We start from the raw sequence: 20,975 nt of genomic DNA, 5'->3' as shown, positions 1-20,975 counted from the left end.
TCCTCAGCCGCATTTGACCTTCACACTGATGTGAAGGTTCCACCATGGTCGCATGACCACGTCCTCGCAGGTCAAGGGCGGTCCGCTGCCATGGTCGGGGCTGCTGGCCCTGTCCTGCGCCGCGTTCACCGCCGTGCTGACCGAACTCCTCCCGGCGGGCCTGCTGCCCGCCATGGCCCCTCCGCTCGGCGTCGCCGAGTCCCGCATCGGTTTCCTCGTCACCGCCTATGCCGCCGCCTCCTTCCTGGCCGCGGTCCCGGTCACCGCCGCCGTGCGCGGGCTGCCCAGGCGGCCGGTGCTCTGCGCTGCGCTGCTGGGGTTCGCGCTCAGCAACGCGCTGGTCGCGCTCTCGTCGTCGTACCCGCTCACCTTCGCGGCCCGGCTGCTGGCCGGTGCGACGGGCGGCACGCTGTGGGCGATGCTCGCCGGGTACGCGGCCCGGATGGTGCCGGCCGAGCGGCGCGGGCGGGCCATCGCCGTGGTGCTGGCCGGGATCACCCTGGCCCTGGCCCTGGGGGTGCCCGCCGGTACCGCGCTGGCGGGTGCGGTGGGCTGGCGGTCGGTGTTCGGCACGCTGGCCGTGCTCGCCGTGCTGCTCGTGGGGTGGGTACGGCTCCGGGTGCCCGGTTTCCCCGGCGAGCCGGCGCACGCGCGCGTGCCGCTCGTCCGGGTCGCGGTGCGGCCGGGCATCCGCCCGGTGCTGTCCGTGACGTTCTGCCTGCTGCTGGGCCACCAGGTGATGTACACGTACCTCGCCCCGTTCGCCGCGTACGCCGGACACGGCCGTACGGGTGTGCTGCTGGCGGTGTTCGGGAGTGCGACGGTGGCCGGGATCTGGGTGACCGGTGCGGTGATCGACCGGTGTCCGCGGCCCACGCTGCTGGCGGCGCTCGCGCTGGTCGGGTCCGTCCTCCTGGCGCTGGGGCTGGGCGCCGGGGTGCGGGGGCTGCCGGCCGGCGCGGTGGCGTGCTGGGGCGTGGCCTTCGGCGGGGCGCCGACGCTGATCCAGACGGCTCTGGTGAACGCGTCGGGACCGGCCGACGCCGATGTGGCGACCTCGTTGCAGACCACGGTGTACAACGCGGGCATCGCCGCCGGCTCCCTCACCGGCGGCCTGGCGCTGGACACGGCGGGCCCCGGGGCGCTGCCCGACCGCGCTCCCGCCGGTCCTGCTGGCCCTGGTGACGGTCGCGGCGGGGCGCCGGCACGCCTTCCCGGCCGGGCGGCGCGGCCCTGCCCCGGAGGTCAGCCGAGTTCGAGTGTCGTGACGCCGAACACGCGCTCCCGGGCGTGCTCGCGCACCGGGCCGGTGTACATGCGGGCGGTCTCGAACGAGGGCCGCAGTCCGGCCTGTTCGGCCAGGGCGACGCCGGCCTTGTTCGGCTCGGGCACGTCGACGGCGACCTCGCGGCCGGCGGCGGCCGCGGTGAGGGCGGCGAACAGGGCCCGCGCGTCCTCGGCGGTGTCGGCGAACAGCGGGCCGATGCGCAGGGCGTCCCGGCCGGGCCGGATCACGCCGTAGCCGGTGAGGCGCCCGCCGTCCTCGCGGACGACGGCACGGTGGCCGGGTCCCGTGAGCCACTCGGCGAGGAAGCGCGGGCGGTCGGCGGGCTGGCAGGCGCTGTCGTAGGCGGTGACCGCGGCCAGGTCGGCAGGGCCTGCCGGGCGGACGCCCGCGGGTGCCTCGGCCTCGGGGGCGGTGCCGGAGAACCGGATGGTGCGGTAGGCCGGTTCGAAGCCGGACCGGCGGTAGTTGTCCTGCTGGGCGACGACCCCGTCCAGGCCGACGGTCCGGTTCCCGGCGTGCGCCAGGGCGGTCTTCCAGGTGGTGAGGCCGTGGCCGTGACCGCGCAGGTCGGGACGGACGAGGTAGCAGCCGAGGAAGGAGTAGGCGGGGCCGTAGTTCACCACGGAGACGGCCGACACCGGTTCCCCGTCGATCCGGCCGAGGAAGAACCCGTCGGGATCCTGGGCGAAGAACGCGGGCCCGTCGGACAGCCCGGGGTTCCAGCCCTCCGCCGCCGCCCACTCGCTGATCACCGGCCAGTCGGCGAGGGTGGCCTGTGTGACGACGAGGTCCTGGGGGGCCGCAGAGATCATGGATGCGCTCCGTTTCCGTCGGGGTCGGGCTGTCGTACGGCACGGCCCTCGGCCGGCCGCCCGCAGCATCCTTCCGGATCAACGGGGGGCCGCGCCACGCAGGGATCAGCCGATGCACCTCGCGCTCCGCGCGGATCTGCCTGCCGAGGAAGGGAGTTCGGGCGACGCCGCGGCACGGCCGGCCACGCCCGGCCCCGCCGTCGCGGCGTCCGGTGGGACCGAGCGCGGGCGGGTCAGCCGGTGCGGCCCGGACGGAACCGGCGGTACAGGGTGGCGCCCGCGACGAGGAGCGCCGCACTCCCGGCGACGGCGGGGACCGTCACGTCCGCTCCGGTGTGGGCCAGGGTGGACGACGCCGGCCGCGGGGCATGCCGCGCCGGGTGGGGCCGGGCCGGGGCGGCGGGGTGCGGCGCGCGCGGCTTCGGGACCGGGGTGTGCGGGGCGTCGGGGCCGTTGGACGAGTGGTTGCCCTCGGCCGGGTTCCCCACCCCGACCACGTCGACGCTGTTGCCGGTGACGTTCACCGGCAGGTGGACGGGGAGCTGGATGCCGTTGCCCGAGACGACGCCGGGCGAGTCGGTGACGTCGCCCCGCGCGGACGCCCCGCCCGGCCCGGCCGTCTTGCCGTCCTTCGCCGGGCCGGTGTTCGCGCAGGCGTTGCCCGCGGCCGGGTTGAGCAGCCCCACGACGTTCACGGTGTTGCCGCACACGTTGACCGGCACGTGCACCGGGAGTTGGATGCCGTTGCCTGAGAGCAGTCCGGGCGAGCCGGCCGCGGAGCCCTCGGCGCCGGCCCCGTCGGCCGCGAAGGCGGCGGACACCGGGAGCGCCACGGCCATCGCGCCGGACGCGGCGGCGACGGCGATCACACCGTTTCGGGTAGCGCGTCTCATTGTTTCCCTGCCTTCCAGAGATCGTTGCGGGCGACCACCCGCACCCCCATAGAACGCCGGGGAAACAGTCGGAGTTATGGCTAATCGGTCTTTCACCCCATCGAGCGTCACTGTTATCGAACTAGGCGTAAAGCCGCTTAGTGATCTTCATCGGGCATGCGGGGCGCGGAGAATACGGCAGTCACCGCCGTCCCGCTCGCCCGGAGGCGTGCCGTCCGGGGCCCGCTTATGGTGATCCGAGGGTGCCGTCCCCGGTCCGCGACGGCCGCGTGCCCCGGGAGGCGAACGATGCTGGCCATGCTGTCCACACGGCCCGCCGTGCGGCGCTGCGCGGGTGCCTCGGCGCTGGCCCTCGCGCTGCTCGGGGCCGGGCTGCCCGCTGCCGCCGCCGACCGGCCCCAGCCCGACCTGACCCGGTTCTACCGGCAGAAGGTGACGTGGGGCGCCTGCGAGGGTCTGGACATGCCCAGGGACCTGCAGTGCGGAAAGGTCACCGTTCCCCTCGACTACGCGCGACCGCGGGCGGGCACGCTGGACCTGGCCCTGGCCCGCTACCGCGCCACCGGCACGTCCCGGGGCTCGGTGCTGCTGAACTTCGGCGGCCCCGGTGGCCCCGGCGTCCCCGGCCTGGCCTCCGAGGGCCGGCAGTTCATGGACCTGACCAACGGCTACGACGTGGTCACCTTCGACCCGCGCGGCGTCGGCCGCTCCTCCCCCGTCAGCTGCGGCGAGGGCAGCGACGAGGTCGCGGCCGTGACGCAGGAGGACGTCGATCTCAGCCACCCGCAGGTGCTGCTCAGGCAGCTGCAGCAGGCCGCCAAGGACTGCGCCCGGCACTCCGGGCCGGTGCTGGGCCACATCGGCACCGTGAACGCCTCCCGCGACATGGACGTGATCCGCCAGGCGCTGGGCGACGACAAACTCAACTACCTCGGCTTCTCCTACGGCACCCGGCTCGGCGCCGTCTACTCGGCGCAGTTCCCGGGCAAGGTCGGCCGGCTCGTCCTCGACGGCGTGGACACCCTGACCGAGCCGCTGGCCGAGCAGGGGCTGGCGGGCGCCGAGGGACAGCAGACGGCGCTGGACGACTTCGTCGACTGGTGTACGGGCGATGTCGCGTGTCCGTTCGGGCAGGATCCGCGGACGGCCGGGGACGAGGTGCTCCGGCTGGTGCGCTCGCTCGACGAGAACCCGGTGCCCTCGGACCTCGGCGGCGCGTTCTCCGGCCAGGACCTGGTGGGTGCCATCGGGCAGGCCCTCTACGACCGGACGCTGTGGCCCTCCCTGAAACAGGCGCTGGCCTCGCTGGTCGAGGACGGCGACACCCGGCGCGTCCTGGCCTTCTCCTCGGGCGGCATCCAGGTGCCCCGCGGCGGGCACCGCGAGGACGGTGGGCTGGCCGACATCCAGGACGTCCCGATGGACAACCTGCCGGCCGCGCTGATGGCGATCAACTGCGCCGACGACCCCGACCGGCCCACCGCGGCGCGGATCACCAAGGACCTCGAGGACCTGCGGGCCGCGTACGAGCGGGCCTCGCCGGTCTTCGGCCGCTTCCGGCTCACGGAACTGCTCCTCTGCTACGGCCGGCCCCGGGGGACCGACTTCATCCGCGACGAGGTGAAGGACGTCCGGTCGGCGAAGATGCTGCTGGTGGGCACGCGCGGCGACCCCGCGACGCCGTACCGGTGGACCGTGGAGACGGCCCGGCGGCTCGGTCCCGCGGCCGTCGTGCTCGACAACAAGGGCGAGGGGCACACCGGGTACACCTCGTCCAAGTGCGTGCACCGGAAGGTCAACGACTTCCTGCTGTACGGCGCGCTGCCCGCCAACGGCAGCTCCTGCCCGGCGGACCAGCCCGGCGACAGCGGTACCGGCACCACGACCGGATGACGAGCCGCACCACCGTCCGGTGCGCGCGTCCACCGCCGGAGGGTGACAGAGGGGTGCGAGCGGGTAGAAGCGGCGAACCGGGGCAACCTGCCGGGCACGCTCGTCGTCACACCGGTCGGGCGCGCTTCGGCCGCCGCTGCCCGTACGTGACGATCCCAGGGAGAGACCCGCATGCGCACCCGCGCCGCCCTCATCGTGCCCGCCGCCTCCGCCGCGACGGCCCTGCTGCTGACCGCACCGCAGAGCCAGGCCGCGCCCGGCCACGAGCGGACCGTCCGCTGCGCCGAGAAGGCGCTGTCGCTCCGGGCCGAGGCCGTGCCCACCGACCCGACCGTGCTGCGGGTCCGCGTCACCAACCGCGGCGCCCGCGCCTGCGTCGTGGACCGCGTGCCCACCGTGACCTTCGGGGACCTGGACGGCGCCGCGCTCCCGGTGCCGCAGGGCGGCACCGGCACCTACCGCCTCACGCCGGGCGGCACGGCCTACGCCGACGTCCGGACCATCGCCGATCCGGCGGACCCCGAGGCCCGCCGGGTGGACTCGGTGACGGTGTCGGCGTCGGCCGCGCAGTGGGGCCGCTCCTTCCCGGCCGCCCGGCTCGGCACCGGCCGCAAGGTCGTGGTGTGGGAGCCGGTGACCACGTGGTGGCAGCGGTCGGCGGCGGCCGCGGACCACGCCATCGGGCTCGGCTGAACACCTGCCCGCCGGAGCCGGCCGGGCACGGGGCATCGGCGGGCACAGCACCGGCCGGCGGGGCGGGCTCCGCACCGGCCGCCGGGGCCTGACGGGCGGCCGTCCGCCGGGGCCTGGCGGGCGGCCGTCAGCCGAGTGCCAGCTCGGGCGTGTAGAGGTCCAGCCATGCCGCGAGGTCCAGGGTGCGTTCCAGATCCCGCCGGGACGCCTGGGTGCTGACCGGCTCGGTCCGCTCCGCGGCGGCCCGGACCCGGCGCCGGTCGACGAGGTCGAAGACCTGGTGGCCGGGCCCCGCCAGCAGGTCCCTGGCCTGCTCCTGGAGCGCACGGGCGTACCGCGGGTCCTGGGTGGACGGGTACGGGCTCTTCACGCGCTCGTACACCGAGCGCGGCAGGACGTCCGCCGTAGCCTCCCGCAGCAGGCTCTTCTCCCGGCCGTCGAAGGACTTCAGGGCCCACGGGGCGTTATAGACGTAATCGACCAGCCGGTGGTCGCAGAACGGCACCCGGACCTCCAGGCCGACGGCCATGCTCATCCGGTCCTTCCGGTCGAGCAGCATGCGCACGAAGCGGGTCAGGTGCAGGTGGCTGATCTGCCGCATCCGGTACTCGAGGTCGCTCTCGCCGTCCAGCCGGTCGATGCCGGCCACAGCGGAGCGGTAGCCGTCGGCCACGTAGGCCTCGAGGTCGAGGGTCCTGGCGAGGTCGCCGCGCAGCACGCCGGCGTCCTCGCCGAAGTGGCGGCCCATGGTCGCCAGCCACGGGAAGGTGTCGGCGCGGCGCGCCTCCTCGTCGAAGAACTGCAGGTAGCCGCCGAACACTTCGTCGGCGGACTCGCCGGACAGGGCCACCGTGGACTTCTCCCGGATCGCGCGGAAGAGCAGCAGCAGCGAGGCGTCCATGTCACCGAAGCCGGCCGGCAGGTCGCGGGCCCGGATCACCTGCTCGCGCACGGCGGGGTCGGCGAGTGCCTCGGAGTCGAGCACGATGTCCTGGTGGTCGGTTCCGGCGAGCCGGGCCACGTCGTGCACGAAGGGCGTGTCGGGGGTCCCGCGCAGCTCGTCGGCGACGAAGTGCTCGGTCCGGCCGACGAAGTCGACGGCGAAGCTGCGCACCTTCTCGCCCTGCTCCCCGAGTTGCCGGGCGGCGAGCGCGGTCATGGCGGAGGAGTCCAGGCCGCCGGAGAGCAGGGTGCAGCGCGGTACGTCGGCGACGAGTTGCCGGCGGACGATGTCGTCGAGGAGCGAGCGCACGGTGCTGACGGTCGTGTCGCGGTCGTCGGTGTGCGGGCGGGTCTCCAGCCGCCAGTACACGCGGGTGGACGGGCCGGAGCGGTCGACGGTGACGACGGTGCCGGGCTCGACCTCGCGCATGCCGTCCCAGACGGCGTGTCCCGGCGTCTTGACCATGACGAACAGCTCGCGCAGGCCGTCCGGCGTGACGCGGCGGCGGGCCAGCGGGTTGGCGAGGACCGCCTTGGGTTCGGAGCCGAACACGACGCCGTCGAGGGTCGGATGGTAGTAGAACGGCTTGATGCCCATGCGGTCGCGGATCATCACCAGTTTGCCGTGCCGGCCGTCCCAGACCGCGAACGCGTACATGCCGTTGAGCCGTTCGGCGACCGCGTCGCCCCACTCCAGGTAGCCGTGCAGCACGACCTCGGTGTCGGAATCGGTGGTGAACCGGTGGCCACGGCCGGTGAGTTCGCGCCGCAGTTCGGTGAAGTTGTACGTCTCGCCGGAGTAGACCAGGGCCACGGTGCCCTCGGGGGTCGGCAGGGACATCGGCTGCCGGCCGCCGGGGAGGTCGATGATGGCGAGCCGGCGGTGGCCGAGGGCGGCGGGACCCTCGGTCCAGGTGCCGCGGTCGTCCGGGCCCCGGCAGGCCATCGTCTCGGTCATCGCATGCAATGTGGTGGCCTCGGCGGTCAGATCACGGTCGAAGGAGACCCACCCGGTGATGCCGCACATGCGCTACCTCCCGCTCCGGGCCGGCCGGCCCGCGCTCGGCCGCGCTGTCACGGTCCCGGAGGGCCGGCCGGCAAACCAGTTGTATCGAGCACCTATATGTCGAGCGTCCGTCAGGCACCCGGGCGCGTCAACGCGGGCCGCGGCACGGTGGTGGCGCCTTCCTCACGGAATTCGGCCGGGTTTTGCCTCCGCAAAAACCGCCGACGGCCGCACCACCGGCCCGTGACCGGCAAGAACCGGCCACGGGCAAAGACTTCCTCAAGCTCCCCCGACGTCACCGCTTCGCGGTCAGAAACGCATCCAGCGCTCCGGTCAGTTCGGCCGGCTTCTCCAGCGGCAGCTCGTGCCCCGCGTCCAGGATGCGGACGACCGCGTCGGGATAGGCCTTGGCCATGCGGAGCATCTGCCCCACCGGCAGCTGGACGTCGTGGTATCCGTGCACCATCAGCGTCGGTACGGCGATCTCGCCGGCCCGGTCCAGGACGTCGAAGGCCCGCATGGCGCCGTAGAGCGTCATGACGACCTCGCGCGGGGTGGCGGCGGAGGCACGGATGTGCTCCCGGATCTCCTCGCGCGGGTACCCGGGAGCGAACGCCCGCTGGATGTTGGCCGCGACGAACAGCTTGAACGGCACCAGCGTGGAGGCCGCCATCAGCAGGCCCCGGCCACGGCTGTAGGCCATCCGGCCGATGGAGTTGACCAGCACCATCCGCTCCACCCGGGCGGCGTGCCCGAGCGCGACGGTCTGCGCGATCATCCCGCCCATCGAGTGGCCGACCAGCGCGCACCGTTCCACTTCGAGGTGGTCCAGGAGCGCGAGGACGTCCCGGGCCAGCTCGCCGATGGTCCGCACCCCGGCACCGGTGCTCTCGCCGTGGCCGCGCAGGTCCAGCCGGACCACCCGGCGCCGCGTGGAGAAATGAGCCATCTGGTGGTCCCAGCGATGCCGGTCGGCGGTCCAACCGTGCACGAACACCAGGGGGACGTCGGCCGCGTCGCGCGGGCCCTCGTCGTCGTACGTCAGTCTCGCTCCGTCGACGTCGAGCTGCGGCATGGGGGCCTCCTGGGTGCGGCACTGTCGGTTACTGACGGGTACGGTAGCCGCCCCGGCGCCCCTGCGTCACCGGACTCCGGCAAGGAACCCAGGGGAGTTCACCAGGTCCGCATTACCCCGAATGCCGTAAAGGTGAATAGGTCCTATCGTGCTGTCATGGAGCATGCACTGAGTCCCGCAACCCTTGCCGAACTGCGGCGTCCGCGCCCTTACCCGGCGGTCTCCGTGCTGACCCCGACGCACCGTCGGGAACGAGGAGGCGGCCAGGATCCGGTCCGGCTGCGCAACGTGGTGACCGAGGCGCGCCGGCGCCTGGAGTCCGACCCCTCCGTGACGCGTGAGCGGCGCAACGACGTGGTGGCGCAGCTCGACCGGGCCCTGGCGGAGGTGGACCTGGCGCACGCCGAGGACGGTCTGGTGATCTTCGCCGCGCCGGGCGAGCACCAGGTCTGGTCGCTGGCCCGCAGCGTCCCCGAGCGGGTGGTGCTCTCGGACACCTTCCTCACCCGCAACCTGGTCGCCGCGCAGGCCGCCGAGCGGCCGTTCTGGGTCATGTCGCTCTCCGCCGACCGCGTCACCCTGTGGAGCGGCGGCCCGGACCGGGTCGTCGAGGACCGCTCCGGGAGCTTCCCGCTCGTCCGGGACCGGGTGAACTTCGACGCCGAGCGCCAGGAGCGCATCGGCGAGGTGCCGAGCACCTTCCGCGACGAGGGCACCCGCCAGTTCCTGCGCGAGGCGGACACCGCGTTGAGCACGGTCCTGCGCGAGCAGCCCCGCCCGCTGTACGTCACCGGCGATCCGGCGGCGCTCTCGCTGATCGACGAGGTGGGGAGCGTGGCCAAGGCCGCCGTGCACGTGCCCCACGGCGGGCTCGCGCACTCCGGACCCGACGCCGTGTGGCAGGCCATCCGGCCGGTGCTGGAGGCGGAGGCGACGAAGGACACCGGCTCCGTGGTCCGGGAACTGACGTCCGCGCGCGGCCACCGGACCTTCGCCGCCGGGCTGGACGAGCTGTGGCAGAGCGCCCGGGAGGGCCGGGTCCGGCTGCTCGCCGTGGAGGAGAACTACCGCGCGACCGTCCGTGACCTGGGCGAACACCTGGTACCGGCCGACCCCGGCGACCTGGACGCCCGCGACGACATCGTGGACGAGATCGTGGAGCAGTGCCTGGAGACCGGCGCCGACGTCCGCTTCGTGCCCGACGGCACGCTGGCCGACGCGGACGGGATCGCCGGGGTGCTGCGCTTCTGAGCCCGGTGGTGCCGAGCCTCGGCGTTCCGGCGGAGGCCTCCCGCGGGAACCCTCTCTCGTCGGCGTACGCTACGGCGTGATCGTCGGCGAGAGGGACGGCACACATGGGTGACCTGCTGGGCGTGGCGGTACTGGGCGCCGGCCACATGGGGGCCGACCACATACGGCGGCTCGACCGGGTGGTCAGTGGCGCCAGGGTCGCGGCCGTGGCCGACCCGGACCTCGACCGGGCCCGGGAGGCGGCGGCAGGCCTGGCGGGGGTGAGCGTGCACGCCGATCCGGCGGCCGCACTCGACGCGCCGGACGTGGCGGCGGTCCTGATCGCCTCCCCCGGCCCCGCGCACGAGGAGGCGCTGCTCGCCGCCTTCGCCCGGGGGCTGCCGGTGCTGTGCGAGAAGCCCATGGTGCCGGACTCCACCGGTGCCCTGCGCATCGTGGAGGCCGAGGCCGGGCTCGGCCGACGGCTGGCGCAGATCGGTTTCATGCGCCGTTACGACGCCGAGTACCGCCGGCTGAAGGCCCTTCTGGACGGGGGCGGTCTGGGCCGGCCGCTGATGCTGCACTGCACGCACCGCAACGTCTCCTCCCCCGCCGGTTTCACCAGCGCCATGCTGATCAACAGCTCGGTCTCGCACGAGATCGACGCCGCCCGCTGGCTGCTCGGCCAGGAGCTGACGGCGGTCACCGTGCTGCGGCCCACGGCGTCCACGGGTGCGCCCGAAGGCCTGGCCGACCCGCAGTTCGTGCTCTTCGAGACCGAGCGGGGCGCACTGGTCGACGTGGAGGTCTTCGTCAACTCGGGTTTCGGTTACCAGGTGCGCTGCGAGGCCGTGTGCGAGGCGGGCAGCGCCCGGATCGGCGACGACCACACCATGGTGGTCACCACCCGGGACGGCGCCCGTGAGGAGGTGGCGCAGGACTATCTCGTCCGCTTCGCCGACGCCTACGACCGGGAGCTGCAGGCATGGGTCGACGCCGCCCGGCGCGGGGAGGTCACCGGCCCGGACGTCTGGGACGGCTACACGGCGTCCGTCGTCGCCGAGGCGGGGGTCCGGGCGCTGGAGACCGGCCGCCGGGTGGCCGTCGACCTCGCCCCGCGCCCGGACCTGTACACGGCGGTCAGCCGCTGACGCTCGCCGCGGTGAGCCGTGACGCCCGCCGCGGTCAACCGCTGGTGCTCGCCGCGGAGCGCCGGTGACGCTCACCACGGTCAGCCGCTGACGCTCGCGGTGCCCGTTTCGAGGTGCCCGGTGAACCGGCGCGACCAGGTCGCGTCCGAGTCGACGGTCACCGTGAAGTCGTACCAGCCGTTCTGGTAGGCGACGGCGTTGAACCAGTCCTCCGCCGAGGCTCCCGCGGCGACGGTGTACGTCCAGGGCCCGTCGCTGCGGTAGTGGTGGGAGGTGATGGTGAACTTCACCGCCGCGGAACCCGAGTTGGTCATCTTGAAGTAGACGGCCGGCTTGCCCGTGCCCGGCTCGACGGCGTACCGGGGGCGCACCTCCGCGGACTTGCCCGCCTTGGTCGCGTCGCCCTTGAAGCGGCGCAGGAAGCGGTTGGGCCCGAGCATGGTGAAGTCGTACTTGCCGCCGCCGAAGCCGGTGCCGATGTTGAAGGAGTCCGCGGCCGCGCCGTCCGGGTCGACGGTGTACTGCCAGGGCGTGGTGTCGCGGTAGGCGTTGGGGTGGATGGAGAAGTGGGCCGCCCGGGACGCCGGTGCGCCCTGGTTGGCCATGGTGAACCAGGCGAGGACCTTCCCGGCGGCGCCGAACTCGAGCCGGTCCAGGTAGCCGTTCGGCTGGTAGGGCAGGGCGCGCGCGGGACGCGTGCCGGACTCCTGGGCGGGCAGGGCGTTGTTCGTGGGCACCGGATTGGGCAGCGGGCCGCACGTGCTCATGCCGATGACACCGGTCGCCGGCAGGGAGACCGGCCCGTACACCGGGCGGGCGAAGTCGAAGACCCCGGTGAGGTCGCCGCTGACCTTGCGCCGCCAGTCGCTGATGTGGGGGCACTTGGCGGGCTTGCCCAGCGCCGCCGTCCAGGTCTCCAGGAACCGCAGCACCGAGGTGTGCTCGAAGACCTCCGAGGAAACCCAGCCGCCGCGCGTCCAGGGCGAGATGACGATCATCGGCACGCGGAAGCCGAAGCCGTAGGGCACCCCGTTGAGGAACTCGCCGGCCGTCCCGGCGGGCGGCGCCGGCGGCGGCACATGGTCGAAGTAGCCGTCGTTCTCGTCGTAGTTGAGGAACAGGACCGTCGAGTCGAAGACGTCCGGGTCGGCTGCGAGGGCCTGGTAGACGAGGCCGATGAAGTGGGCGCCGTCGCCGGGCGGGGCGTACGGGTGCTCGGAGAAGGCCTGGTTCGGGACGACCCAGGAGACCTGCGGGAGGGTGCCCGCGACGACGTCGGCCTTGATCGCGGCGGCGATGTCGTCGGGGGTGGAGCCGGTCGCCCGCGGCACCGAGGACATGCCCCGGTCGTACAGAGGGTTGCCCGGCCGTGCGTCGGTGAAGTTCTTGAAGTAGGCGCAGCCGTTGTCGCCGTAGTTGTCGGCGGCGTTCTGGTACACCTTCCAGGTGACCCCGGCGGCCTGCAGCGACTCGGCGTAGTTCTGCCAGGTCAGACCCGACTCGTCACCGCCGTCGTAGCTGGTGGGATCGACCTTGCCGCTCCACAGGTAGGTGCGGTTGGGGCCGGTGGCGCTGAGTGTGGAGCAGAAGTAGGCGTCGCAGATCGTGTAGTTGTCGGCGAGGGCGTAGTGGAACGGGATGTCCGAGCGGTCCAGGTAGCCGAGCGAGCGGACGTTGCCCACGCCCGCGACCCAGTTGTCGAGGCGGCCCTTGTTCCAGGCGGAGTGCTGCGAGGACCAGGAGTGGGGCAGGTCGCCGTTGCACTGGGCGAGGGTCTCGCCGTCCTTCCCCCCGGCGGCCGGGGTGGCGCTGAGCTTCCACGGGTACTGACGGCCGAGGCCGTTCGGCTGGTCGAAGACCGAGTGCCCGCCGCTCAGGGTGATGCCGCTGCGGTCGTCGAAGCCACGCACGCCCTTGAGACGCCCGAAGTAGTGGTCGAAGCTGCGGTTCTCCTGCATGAGGATCACCACGTGCTGCACGTCCTTGATCGTGCCGGTCGTCGTGGCCGCGGCAGCCGTGCGCGTGCCGGCGCCGAGCGCCACGCCCGCCGCCACGGAAGCGCCGAGCCCCACGAAGCCTCTTCGGCTGATCGGTGTCATTCGCCCCGTCCTCGTCGCAGGGGTGCCCCTGTGGCACACCGCGCGTCAGGGTGCATGCGGTGATCGTCGGGGTCCATACCCGTGCGGTGAGGCACGGATGAACAGGAGTCGAAGTCGCGGCCGGGAGCCCGTCGCGCCGGCGGTGACCGGCTCACACCCCGCCGAACAGGGTGCTCAGCCCCCGCTCCACCACCCCGGCCAGGTCCTCGTGTCCGCAGGGCACCACCTCGTAGGTGCGGACCAGGAAGCGCCGCAGCGCCGAGGCCGGGAACTGCAGGACGGCCATGCCGTGCGGGGAGTGGAACTCCAGGACCGTGCGCGTGCGGCCGTACGGCCATATCTGTACGTCCCCTTCGCCGGCCGGGGCCCGCAGCCCCTGGTCGAGCAGGGAGCGGGCGAAGGTCCAGGTGACCTCCTCGCCGTGCAGCGCGGCCTCTGCCGGGAAGTCCACGAAGACGGCGAGCGGGTCGCCCACGAGATAGCGGAGCGTGGCCGACACCGGGACTTCGCGGTCCTCGGCGGTGATGAGCCGGGCCTGGGCGAACTGTTCGACGATGATGTCCATGCCATTAAGGAGTCACCGGGGGCCCCTCGCATGCCGCCAAATCCGGTCAGAAATCGGCAGGTACCGGCCGCTTGATGCGAAGAGGGAACGGACAAGCGTCGAACATGCGCCCGGGCGCCGCAAATCGGCCACTGCCACGGAGCAACTCACGTAGGACGTCTACGACTTGACCTGCACGACACGTACGCGATTCGTACACACGGACCACTCCGAGAAGACTCTGGCATATGCCAGAAGCACCACCGTATCGTGTGTTGCCAAATCCCTTACGGGGCGTCGCGGCCTGTGCAACAGTCGTAACGGTCCCCCCGTCGTCCCCGCCGTACCGTCCCCCCAACGGAGTGCTTCATGCCGTCCCCAGTCTCCGCGGACCGCCCAGCCGCCCAGCCACCGGAGCGCGGCTCGGTCGAGGCGCTGATAACGCAGACGCGGCGGCTCAAGGGCGACGTGGACGCCGTACGGCGGGACACCCGGAGCGACGGTGCGGACCCCGAAGAGCGCTGGCAGCGCGCCCTGTACGACCTCGCCCTGCACCAACTCGACGACCTGGACGCCCACCTGGCCCAGCTGCGGGACGGACCTGCCCCGGCCTGCGCCGAGCCCGCCGCGCCGCCCGGAGCCCCGTCCACACCGGCCGCCGCCCCGCGCGGCTCGCTGCTCAGCCGCGTCGGCAGCGCCGAATGGAACCTGCTCACGGACGAGGCGACCTGGTCCGGGGAGCTGTACCAGATCCTCGGCCTCGACCCCGACCGCCCCGCCCTCACCCTGGACGAGCTGCCCGCGCTGGTCCTGGAGGAGGACCGGCCGAAGCTGACCACGATGGTGACGGACTGCCTGGTGGACGCCAAGCCGATCGACGGCGAGTTCCGCGTCGTACGGCCCGACACCTCCGTGCGGACCGTGCACATGATGGGCGAACCCGTGCTCGGCGCCGACGGCGGCACCACCTCCATGTGGGCGGTGCTGCGCGACGTCAGCGAACTGCACCGCAGCCGACGGACGGAGCACGAGACCCGTGACTCGCTGCACCGCCTCCGCCGGCGGGAACAGACCGAGCACCGGATCGCGGTCGAGCTGCAGGAAGCCGTGCTACCGCCATGGCGCGGCTCCCTGCGGCTCCCGCACCAGGGGCCCGGGACCCTCGACCTCGCCGCCCACCGGCTGCCGGCCGCGACCCGGACGCTCATCGGCGGCGACTGGTACGACGCCCTGGAGCTGTCCGACGGCCAGACCCTGCTCAGCGTCGGCGACCTCACCGGACAGGGCGTGGCCGTGGCCTCGGGCATGGCGATGCTGCTCGGTGCCGTGCGCGGCATGGCCGTGGCCGGCACGGAGCCCGGCCGTCTGCTCACCATGCTCAACCAGTTACTCGACGCCACTGTGCAGCCCGCTCTCGGCAGCGCCGTCTGCTGCCGCTACCGGCCCGGGACCCGCACCCTCGTCTGGGCACAGGCAGGACACCCCGCCCCGCTGCTGTACCGCAACGGAACGGGGCGCGCGCTGAACTCCCCCGGCGGTGTCCTCCTCGGCGCCTCCTCAGGCGCCGTGTACGAACAGTCCGCCGTCACCCTGCATCCGGGTGATCGCCTCCTCCTGCACACCGACGGCCTGCTGCCGGGCCACAGCAGGACAGCCGCCGCGGACCGACTGCTCGCGCTCGCCCCACGGTTCGGCGCCGCACGCACGGCACAGGACTGTGTGCGCACCGTCGTCGAAGAGTTCGGCGGGGCCGGACGCGAGGACGACGCATGTGTGCTCGTCGCCCAGGTGACTGCGTGAACCGATCGATGACCGCCTGAACGAACCGATCCGGTGACCGCCTGAACCGGTCCACGGGCCATGAGGGACTGACCCGGAGGTTTGCGGGATCGAGATCACGGGCCTGCGGGATCGTGTGGTGGTGTTCTGCGGCGCACAGGCCCCTATGCCTGTGCGCTGTCTCCCTTGCTCCTCGGCTTGGGCAGGGCGAGCCTGATCTCCTCCCGCAGCTCGTGGATCCCCGGGTAGCCGGCGTACTCGGCGGTCAGCCGGTACATCTGCCGCAGCCGGTCCCAGGTACGGCGGGAGGAGTTCGAGCCCATCGACATCAGGGCCAGCCGTGCGTAGCGGTCGGCCTGTTCGGGGTCGTCGGCGATGAAGCAGGCCGACGCCATGGAGAGATGGTCGAAGATCTTGGACCGTTCGCGTCCGTCGATCCGCAGGGCCAGGGCCTTCTCGGCGTAGTACTGGGCGTGCGCGGCCGCGCTCGGGTCGAACTCCGCGAGCGTGCGGTAGGCCAGGGCCTGCATGCCGTACAGGTCTTCGTCCTTGAAGGTCTGCATCCAGTCGGGCGGTTCCACGTCCTGCCGCTCGGAGACGAAGAGGTCCTCCGCCTGCCCGAGCGTGCGGCGCATCGCCTGGCCCTTGCCCATCGACGCCTGCGCCCAGGCCTCGATGGTGTGGAACATCGCCTTCGTACGCGGCTGCAGGCGGTCGCCGGCACCGGACTGGGCGAGCTTCATCAGGTCCAGGGCGTCGTCCGGCCGGCCGAGGTGCACCATCTGCCGGGCCGCCCGGGACAGCGCCTCACCGGCGCGCGGCCGGTCACCGCCCTCCCGGGCGGCATGGGCGGCGATGACGAAGTACTTCTGCGCCGTGGGCTCCAGGCCGACGTCATGCGACATCCAGCCCGCGAGGACGGCCAGGTTGGCGGCGACGCCCCACAGGCGCCGCTGGAGATGGGGTGGGTGGTGGTAGGCGAGCATGCCGCCCACCTCGTTGAGCTGGCCCACGACCGCCTTGCGCTGCAGCCCGCCGCCACGGGCCGCGTCCCAGGCGCGGAAGACCTCGACCGAGCGCTCGAGTTCCTCGATCTCCTGCGACCCGATGGGGGCGGCCTCGTAGCGGTCGAACCCGGCGGGGTCGGCGTGCAGGGGGTCGTCGAGAACAGGGGCGTCGGCCCTGAGGGCCGGGTCGGTGCGGAGCCAGTCGTGCATGGCGCTGCTGAGTGTGGATCCCGCGGCGAGCGCGGCACCCGCGCCCACCAAGCCGCGTCGGTTGAGCATGAGGTCCATTCCCGTGAATTCGGTGAGGACCGCGGCGGTTCGCTCGGGCGCCCACGGCACACCGTCGGGATGTTCCTCGATCCCGTCGCCCTGCCGTTTCCCCGCACGCCCGTGCCGCACCAGACCGAGGTCCTCGATGGTCACGACACGGCCGAGACGCTCGGTGAACAGAGCCGCCAGCACCCGCGGCACCGGATCGCGCGGGATCTCTCCCATGTCGATCCAACGCCGCACCCGGGAGGTGTCGGTCGACAGCTGGGGGTGGCCCATGGCCGCCGCCTGCCGGTTGACCAGCCTCGCGAGTTCGCCCTTGGACCAGCCGGCCAGGCCGAACAGGTCCGCAAGGCGGGTGTTGGGTTGTCCGCTCACGTCAAGCCCCCAGGTTCTCGGCTGAGTTGACAGTAGCCCGGCGGAGGTTGCCGGGCGACTATTCGCCACGGTTCGCCAGGGTCCGCCAGATGGTGTGCCACTGGCCATCGGGTGTCAGGTAGGAACGAGCCACCCCGACCCGGTCGCCAGCTCCATATGACGGCCCCATAGCGGCATATGACGGGCACATTCCCCAGGGTGTGTCCGGGCGACCGGGCCGGGTGGGCGCACGCCTCCGAAACCACGCTCACGGGCCACCGAGACCGGAGCACGAGTTCGGAGTGCGGACGTACAGGCAGGCACCGCAGGCACACGAAGGGATCTGTATCTCCCATGTACGCAGCATCGTCCTCCGTGTCCGCCCCGCCCCGGCCGCTGCGCACCCGCCCGGCGGGAGGCGGACCGTATCTCGACCCGGTGGCGCGTCCGGGCAGTCCCGTGCTGGGCGCGGCCCGGCCCCGGCGGCTCCCCGGACAGCCCGGGACCCAACCGCTCAGCGGGAGACTGGACCTGTCCGGCCCCCAGGGCGCGCAGCTGCGCACCGCACTCGCCTCGGTGCACCGGATCTGCCCCGAGTTCGCCCCGGTGCAGGTCCTGCGGCGCAGCGGACGGTCCGTCCTCCTGGTCGGGACGACGGGGCGCAGCACGGCCGTCGCCAAGTGCCTCCTGGACCACTCGCCCGCCTGGGCGGAGCGGAGCCGTCAGGAAATAGCCGCATACCGCTCGTTCGTCCGGCACCGGCCGCCAGTGCGGGTGCCGAGGCTGATCGCGGCGGACCCGGACAACTGCACGCTGGTGATCGAGCGCATGCCAGGCCGGACGGCAGCGTTCCAGCGGCATCCGACGGAAGCGCCGCCCCGCGCGGACATCCGGGCCGCGCTCGGCGCGATCTGCCGGGTGAACGCCTGGCGGCCCCCGGCGGGCACGTTCGACATGCCCCTGGACTACGCGGCCCGTATCTCCCGGTACCACGAGCTGGGCCTGCTCACCGACCGGGACCTCGGCGACCTGCAGAAGCTGCTGCACGGCATCGCCCACGAGGTGGGCCGGCACGGCATGCTCCAGTTCTGCCACGGCGATGCCCTGCTCTCGAACATCCTTCTGTCACCGGCCGGTCCAGTGCTGGTGGACTGGGAGCACGCGGGCTGGTATCTGCCGGGGTACGACCTGGCGACGCTGTGGCTGGTCCTCGGGGACGCGCCGGTGGCCCGGCGGCAGATCAGCCAGATCGCCCAGTCGGCGGGCCCGGCCTCCAGGGACGCCTTCCTGGTCAACCTGATGCTCCTGCTCACCCGGGAGATCCGTACGTACGAGACGGCCGTGCAGCGTTCGATGCACGATCCGGCCCCGGCGGCACCTGGCACGGCCCACCCAGGTGCTGCGCCGTCCGGCGAGGAACAGCGGCTGCTGCTCAGGCGGCTGCACGACGACTGCCAGATGGCCCGCAGGGCCGTCCGTGCGGCGGTCGGCACTCGCTGACGGGGACGACGGCTCCGCGGTGCGCCCTGAGCGGCGGCGCACCGCGGACCTTCGTCTCCGGACCCGTTTCCCACGCGGCCGGCCCGGGGACTTCGTGGCGCCACGCGCACGGCCCAGTGGCTCCCCTCTCTCCGCGCGGCCCGGTGACTCCCCTCTCTCCGCGCGGCCCGGACCACTGACTCCCCTGGTTCCACGCCGCACGGACCAGTGACCTCCCTGGTTCTACACAGCACGGACCAGTGACTCCCCTGGTTCCACGCCGCACGTCCCGGTGACTGGTGTATGCCAGTGACGCCCCGCAGGCCCGCGCACCGCCGCCGCGAAACTCGCCGAAACCCTCCGTGACATGGGAAATCACCGCGCTGTAGGCATCATTGACGGATCGTCGGCCAGCCGGTACCACTGACCCAGCTCGGCGCCGCAAGCCCCGCCACGCTCCGCCCGTCACAGGAGGCCGCATTGCGAGGACCCGCCACCGACCCCACGCCCACGCCCGGCCACAGACGTCTGCGGCGGACCGCCGTCCCGCTCGCCTCAGCGGCCCTGTTGCTGCCTCTGCTCGGCGCAGCCCCGGCGCCCACCACCACGGAAACCACCGCCGGCCGGCTGCAACAGGCGTTCGCCGGCGCGGCGGCCGACTACCACGTGCCGCAGAGCGTGCTGCTGGCCGTGTCCTATCTGCAGTCCCGATGGGACCGGCACGGCGGCGCGCCGAGCGTGACCGGCGGCTACGGCCCGATGCACCTCACCGACGCCCGGACCGCGATCGCCGCCACGGAACACCTCGCCGAAGGGGCGGAGGACGCCCGGGGCGACACCGCGCGGCCCGCACTGCACCCCGCCGTCGAGGCGCCGGCCGGGTCCGCGGTGCCGGCCCGCCTCAGGACGCTGCCCAGGGCCGCCGAGCTGACCGGCATCCCGGCCGACGAGCTGCGTACCGACCCGGCGGCGAACGTGGCCGGCGGCGCCGCCCTGCTCGCCGCCGCGCAGAAGGAGCTGGGCGAGCCGCTGAGCGCCGACCCGGCCGACTGGTACGGCGCGGTGGCCCGGTTCTCCGGCGCCGACGACAGGGCGACCGCCGCCGCGTACGCCGACGACGTGTACGACGTGCTGCGCACGGGCGAGGAACGCACCACGGACGACGGCCAACTGGTCGTCCTGGCCGCCCGGCCGGGGCTGGCCCCCGACACCGCGCAGCTGCGACGGGCCGGCCTGCGCACGCTGCCCGCGGACGACACCGAGTGCCCCAGGTCGGTGTCCTGCACCTCGGTTCCGGCCCCGTACGCGGAGTTCGGCGACCAGGACTACGGCAATCACGACCTCGGCGACCGCCCGGTGTCACAGAGCATCAAGTACATCGTCATCCATGACACGGAGGGCGCCTGGGACGGGGTCATGAAGCTGATCCAGGATCCCACCTACGTGTCCTGGAACTACACGATCCGCTCCACCGACGGACTGATCGCCCAGCACGTCAAGGCGAAGGACGTCGCCTGGCACGCCGGCAACTGGTACGTCAACGCCAAGTCGGTCGGCATCGAGCACGAGGGCTTCCTCGCCAGCCCGGACGCCTGGTACACGGAGGCGATGTACCGGTCCTCGGCCCGGCTCGTGCGGTACCTGGCCAGGACGTACGACATTCCGCTGGACCGGCAGCACATCCTCGGGCACGGCAACGTACCGGGGCCGACCACCTCCACCATCCCGGGGATGCACACGGACCCGGGCCCGTACTGGGACTGGCGGCACTACTTCCGGCTGCTCGGCCACCCGTTCCGGCGCACGGCCGGCCCGCACTCCGGGGTGGTGACGATCCTGCCGGACTACGACGAGAACCGGCCCGTCTACACCGGCTGCACCACGAAGGGCGTGCCCTGCACACCCCACGGCTCCGGCGACGTGCGACTGTACACGGACCACTCCGTGACCGCCCCGCTGGTCAGGGACATCGGCCTGAAGACGGACCCGACGGACGGGGTCAACGATCTGTCCTCCCGGGTCTCCACCGGCCAGCAGTACGCGGTCGCCGACCGCTGGGGCGACTGGACGGCCATCTGGTACCTGGGGCAGGAGGCCTGGTTCCAGAACCCGCGCAAGGACCCGACGGCGGTGCCCGCGAAGGGGCTCGTGGTCACCCCGGGAGACGGCCTGACGAGCATCCCGGTCTACGGCCGCGCCTACCCGGAGAAGGAGGCCTACCCGGCGGGCGTTCCCGCTCAGTCGGTGGTACCGCTGCCGTACACGATTCCGGCCGGGCAGAAGTACGTGGCCGGTGACGAGGTGCCGGGCGAGTACTACTACGCGGTCACCTTCACGACCGACTCGCACCGGGTCGTGGTGGGCAAGGACCTGTACTACGAGATCCAGTACGGCCACCGGATCGGATTCGTCCGGGCCGCGGACGTCCGGCTCGTGGACGCCGCCCGCTAGCAGCGG

At 72.9% G+C, this 20,975-nt stretch carries 14 protein-coding genes and 1 pseudogene; 8 read left to right on the top strand and 7 right to left on the bottom strand.

Going from position 1 to position 20,975, the window contains the following annotated elements:
- Positions 1–52: 52 nt before the first annotated feature.
- Positions 53–1,039: pseudogene (locus JK359_RS22025) on the top strand (MFS transporter); the annotation flags it as partial.
- A 206-nt stretch (positions 1,040–1,245) separates the two neighbouring features.
- On the opposite strand, the gene JK359_RS22020 reads toward JK359_RS22025, so the two are convergent.
- Both JK359_RS22020 and JK359_RS40205 read right to left on the bottom strand, forming a co-directional pair.
- The gene (locus tag JK359_RS22020) at positions 1,246–2,100 is read right to left on the bottom strand and encodes a GNAT family N-acetyltransferase (protein ID WP_201838208.1); all 855 of its coding nucleotides are present in this window, start codon (positions 2,098–2,100) and stop codon (positions 1,246–1,248) included.
- 233 nt (positions 2,101–2,333) lie between these two features.
- Positions 2,334–2,993, bottom strand: a complete 660-nt coding sequence (locus JK359_RS40205) for a chaplin (RefSeq protein WP_201838206.1) — start codon at positions 2,991–2,993, stop codon at positions 2,334–2,336.
- 288 nt (positions 2,994–3,281) lie between these two features.
- Between JK359_RS40205 and JK359_RS22010 the strand changes: the two genes are divergently transcribed.
- The gene (locus JK359_RS22010; protein ID WP_201838201.1) at positions 3,282–4,886 is read left to right on the top strand and encodes an alpha/beta hydrolase; all 1,605 of its coding nucleotides are present in this window, start codon (positions 3,282–3,284) and stop codon (positions 4,884–4,886) included.
- A gap of 171 nt (positions 4,887–5,057) precedes the next feature.
- The gene (locus JK359_RS22005; protein WP_201838199.1) at positions 5,058–5,579 is read left to right on the top strand and encodes a DUF4232 domain-containing protein; all 522 of its coding nucleotides are present in this window, start codon (positions 5,058–5,060) and stop codon (positions 5,577–5,579) included.
- Positions 5,580–5,706: 127 nt separating this feature from the next.
- Here the strand turns inward: JK359_RS22005 and asnB are convergent, their stop codons facing one another.
- Positions 5,707–7,548: an asparagine synthase (glutamine-hydrolyzing) gene (gene asnB, locus JK359_RS22000; protein ID WP_201838197.1), complete on the bottom strand. Its 1,842-nt coding sequence runs from the start codon at positions 7,546–7,548 to the stop codon at positions 5,707–5,709.
- 274 nt (positions 7,549–7,822) lie between these two features.
- Complete coding sequence (locus JK359_RS21995; RefSeq protein ID WP_201838195.1) at positions 7,823–8,602, bottom strand: alpha/beta fold hydrolase; 780 nt, start codon at positions 8,600–8,602, stop codon at positions 7,823–7,825.
- A gap of 156 nt (positions 8,603–8,758) precedes the next feature.
- On the opposite strand from JK359_RS21995, the gene JK359_RS21990 reads away from it, so the two are divergent.
- A complete protein-coding gene (locus JK359_RS21990) occupies positions 8,759–9,853 on the top strand; it encodes a baeRF3 domain-containing protein (RefSeq protein WP_201838192.1) in 1,095 nt (364 codons plus the stop codon).
- A 104-nt stretch (positions 9,854–9,957) separates the two neighbouring features.
- On the top strand, positions 9,958–10,983 hold the full coding sequence (locus tag JK359_RS21985) for a Gfo/Idh/MocA family protein (protein WP_201838191.1): 1,026 nt from the start codon (positions 9,958–9,960) through the stop codon (positions 10,981–10,983).
- Positions 10,984–11,063: 80 nt separating this feature from the next.
- On the opposite strand, the gene JK359_RS21980 is transcribed toward JK359_RS21985, so the two are convergent.
- Both JK359_RS21980 and JK359_RS21975 read right to left on the bottom strand, forming a co-directional pair.
- Complete coding sequence (locus JK359_RS21980; protein WP_201838189.1) at positions 11,064–13,082, bottom strand: phosphocholine-specific phospholipase C; 2,019 nt, start codon at positions 13,080–13,082, stop codon at positions 11,064–11,066.
- Positions 13,083–13,233: 151 nt separating this feature from the next.
- Positions 13,234–13,647: an SsgA family sporulation/cell division regulator gene (locus JK359_RS21975; RefSeq protein WP_201838186.1), complete on the bottom strand. Its 414-nt coding sequence runs from the start codon at positions 13,645–13,647 to the stop codon at positions 13,234–13,236.
- Between the two features lie 348 nt (positions 13,648–13,995).
- Here JK359_RS21975 and JK359_RS21970 point away from each other — a divergent pair, with 348 nt between their 5' ends.
- A complete protein-coding gene (locus tag JK359_RS21970; protein ID WP_201838182.1) occupies positions 13,996–15,426 on the top strand; it encodes a PP2C family protein-serine/threonine phosphatase in 1,431 nt (476 codons plus the stop codon).
- A gap of 143 nt (positions 15,427–15,569) precedes the next feature.
- Here JK359_RS21970 and JK359_RS21965 read toward each other — a convergent pair whose 3' ends face one another.
- Entirely contained in the window at positions 15,570–17,060 is a 1,491-nt protein-coding gene (locus JK359_RS21965; RefSeq protein ID WP_201838180.1) for a DNA-binding protein NsdB, read from the bottom strand.
- Between the two features lie 333 nt (positions 17,061–17,393).
- Here JK359_RS21965 and JK359_RS21960 point away from each other — a divergent pair, with 333 nt between their 5' ends.
- A complete protein-coding gene (locus tag JK359_RS21960) occupies positions 17,394–18,539 on the top strand; it encodes an aminoglycoside phosphotransferase family protein (RefSeq protein WP_201838178.1) in 1,146 nt (381 codons plus the stop codon).
- 459 nt (positions 18,540–18,998) lie between these two features.
- The gene (locus tag JK359_RS21955) at positions 18,999–20,969 is read left to right on the top strand and encodes an N-acetylmuramoyl-L-alanine amidase (protein WP_201838176.1); all 1,971 of its coding nucleotides are present in this window, start codon (positions 18,999–19,001) and stop codon (positions 20,967–20,969) included.
- Positions 20,970–20,975 lie beyond the last annotated feature (6 nt).

The sequence above is a fragment of the Streptomyces actinomycinicus genome (assembly GCF_016741775.1).
In the GTDB taxonomy this organism is placed as follows: domain Bacteria; phylum Actinomycetota; class Actinomycetes; order Streptomycetales; family Streptomycetaceae; genus Streptomyces; species Streptomyces actinomycinicus.
This window is presented reverse-complemented; position numbering and strand designations above follow the sequence as displayed.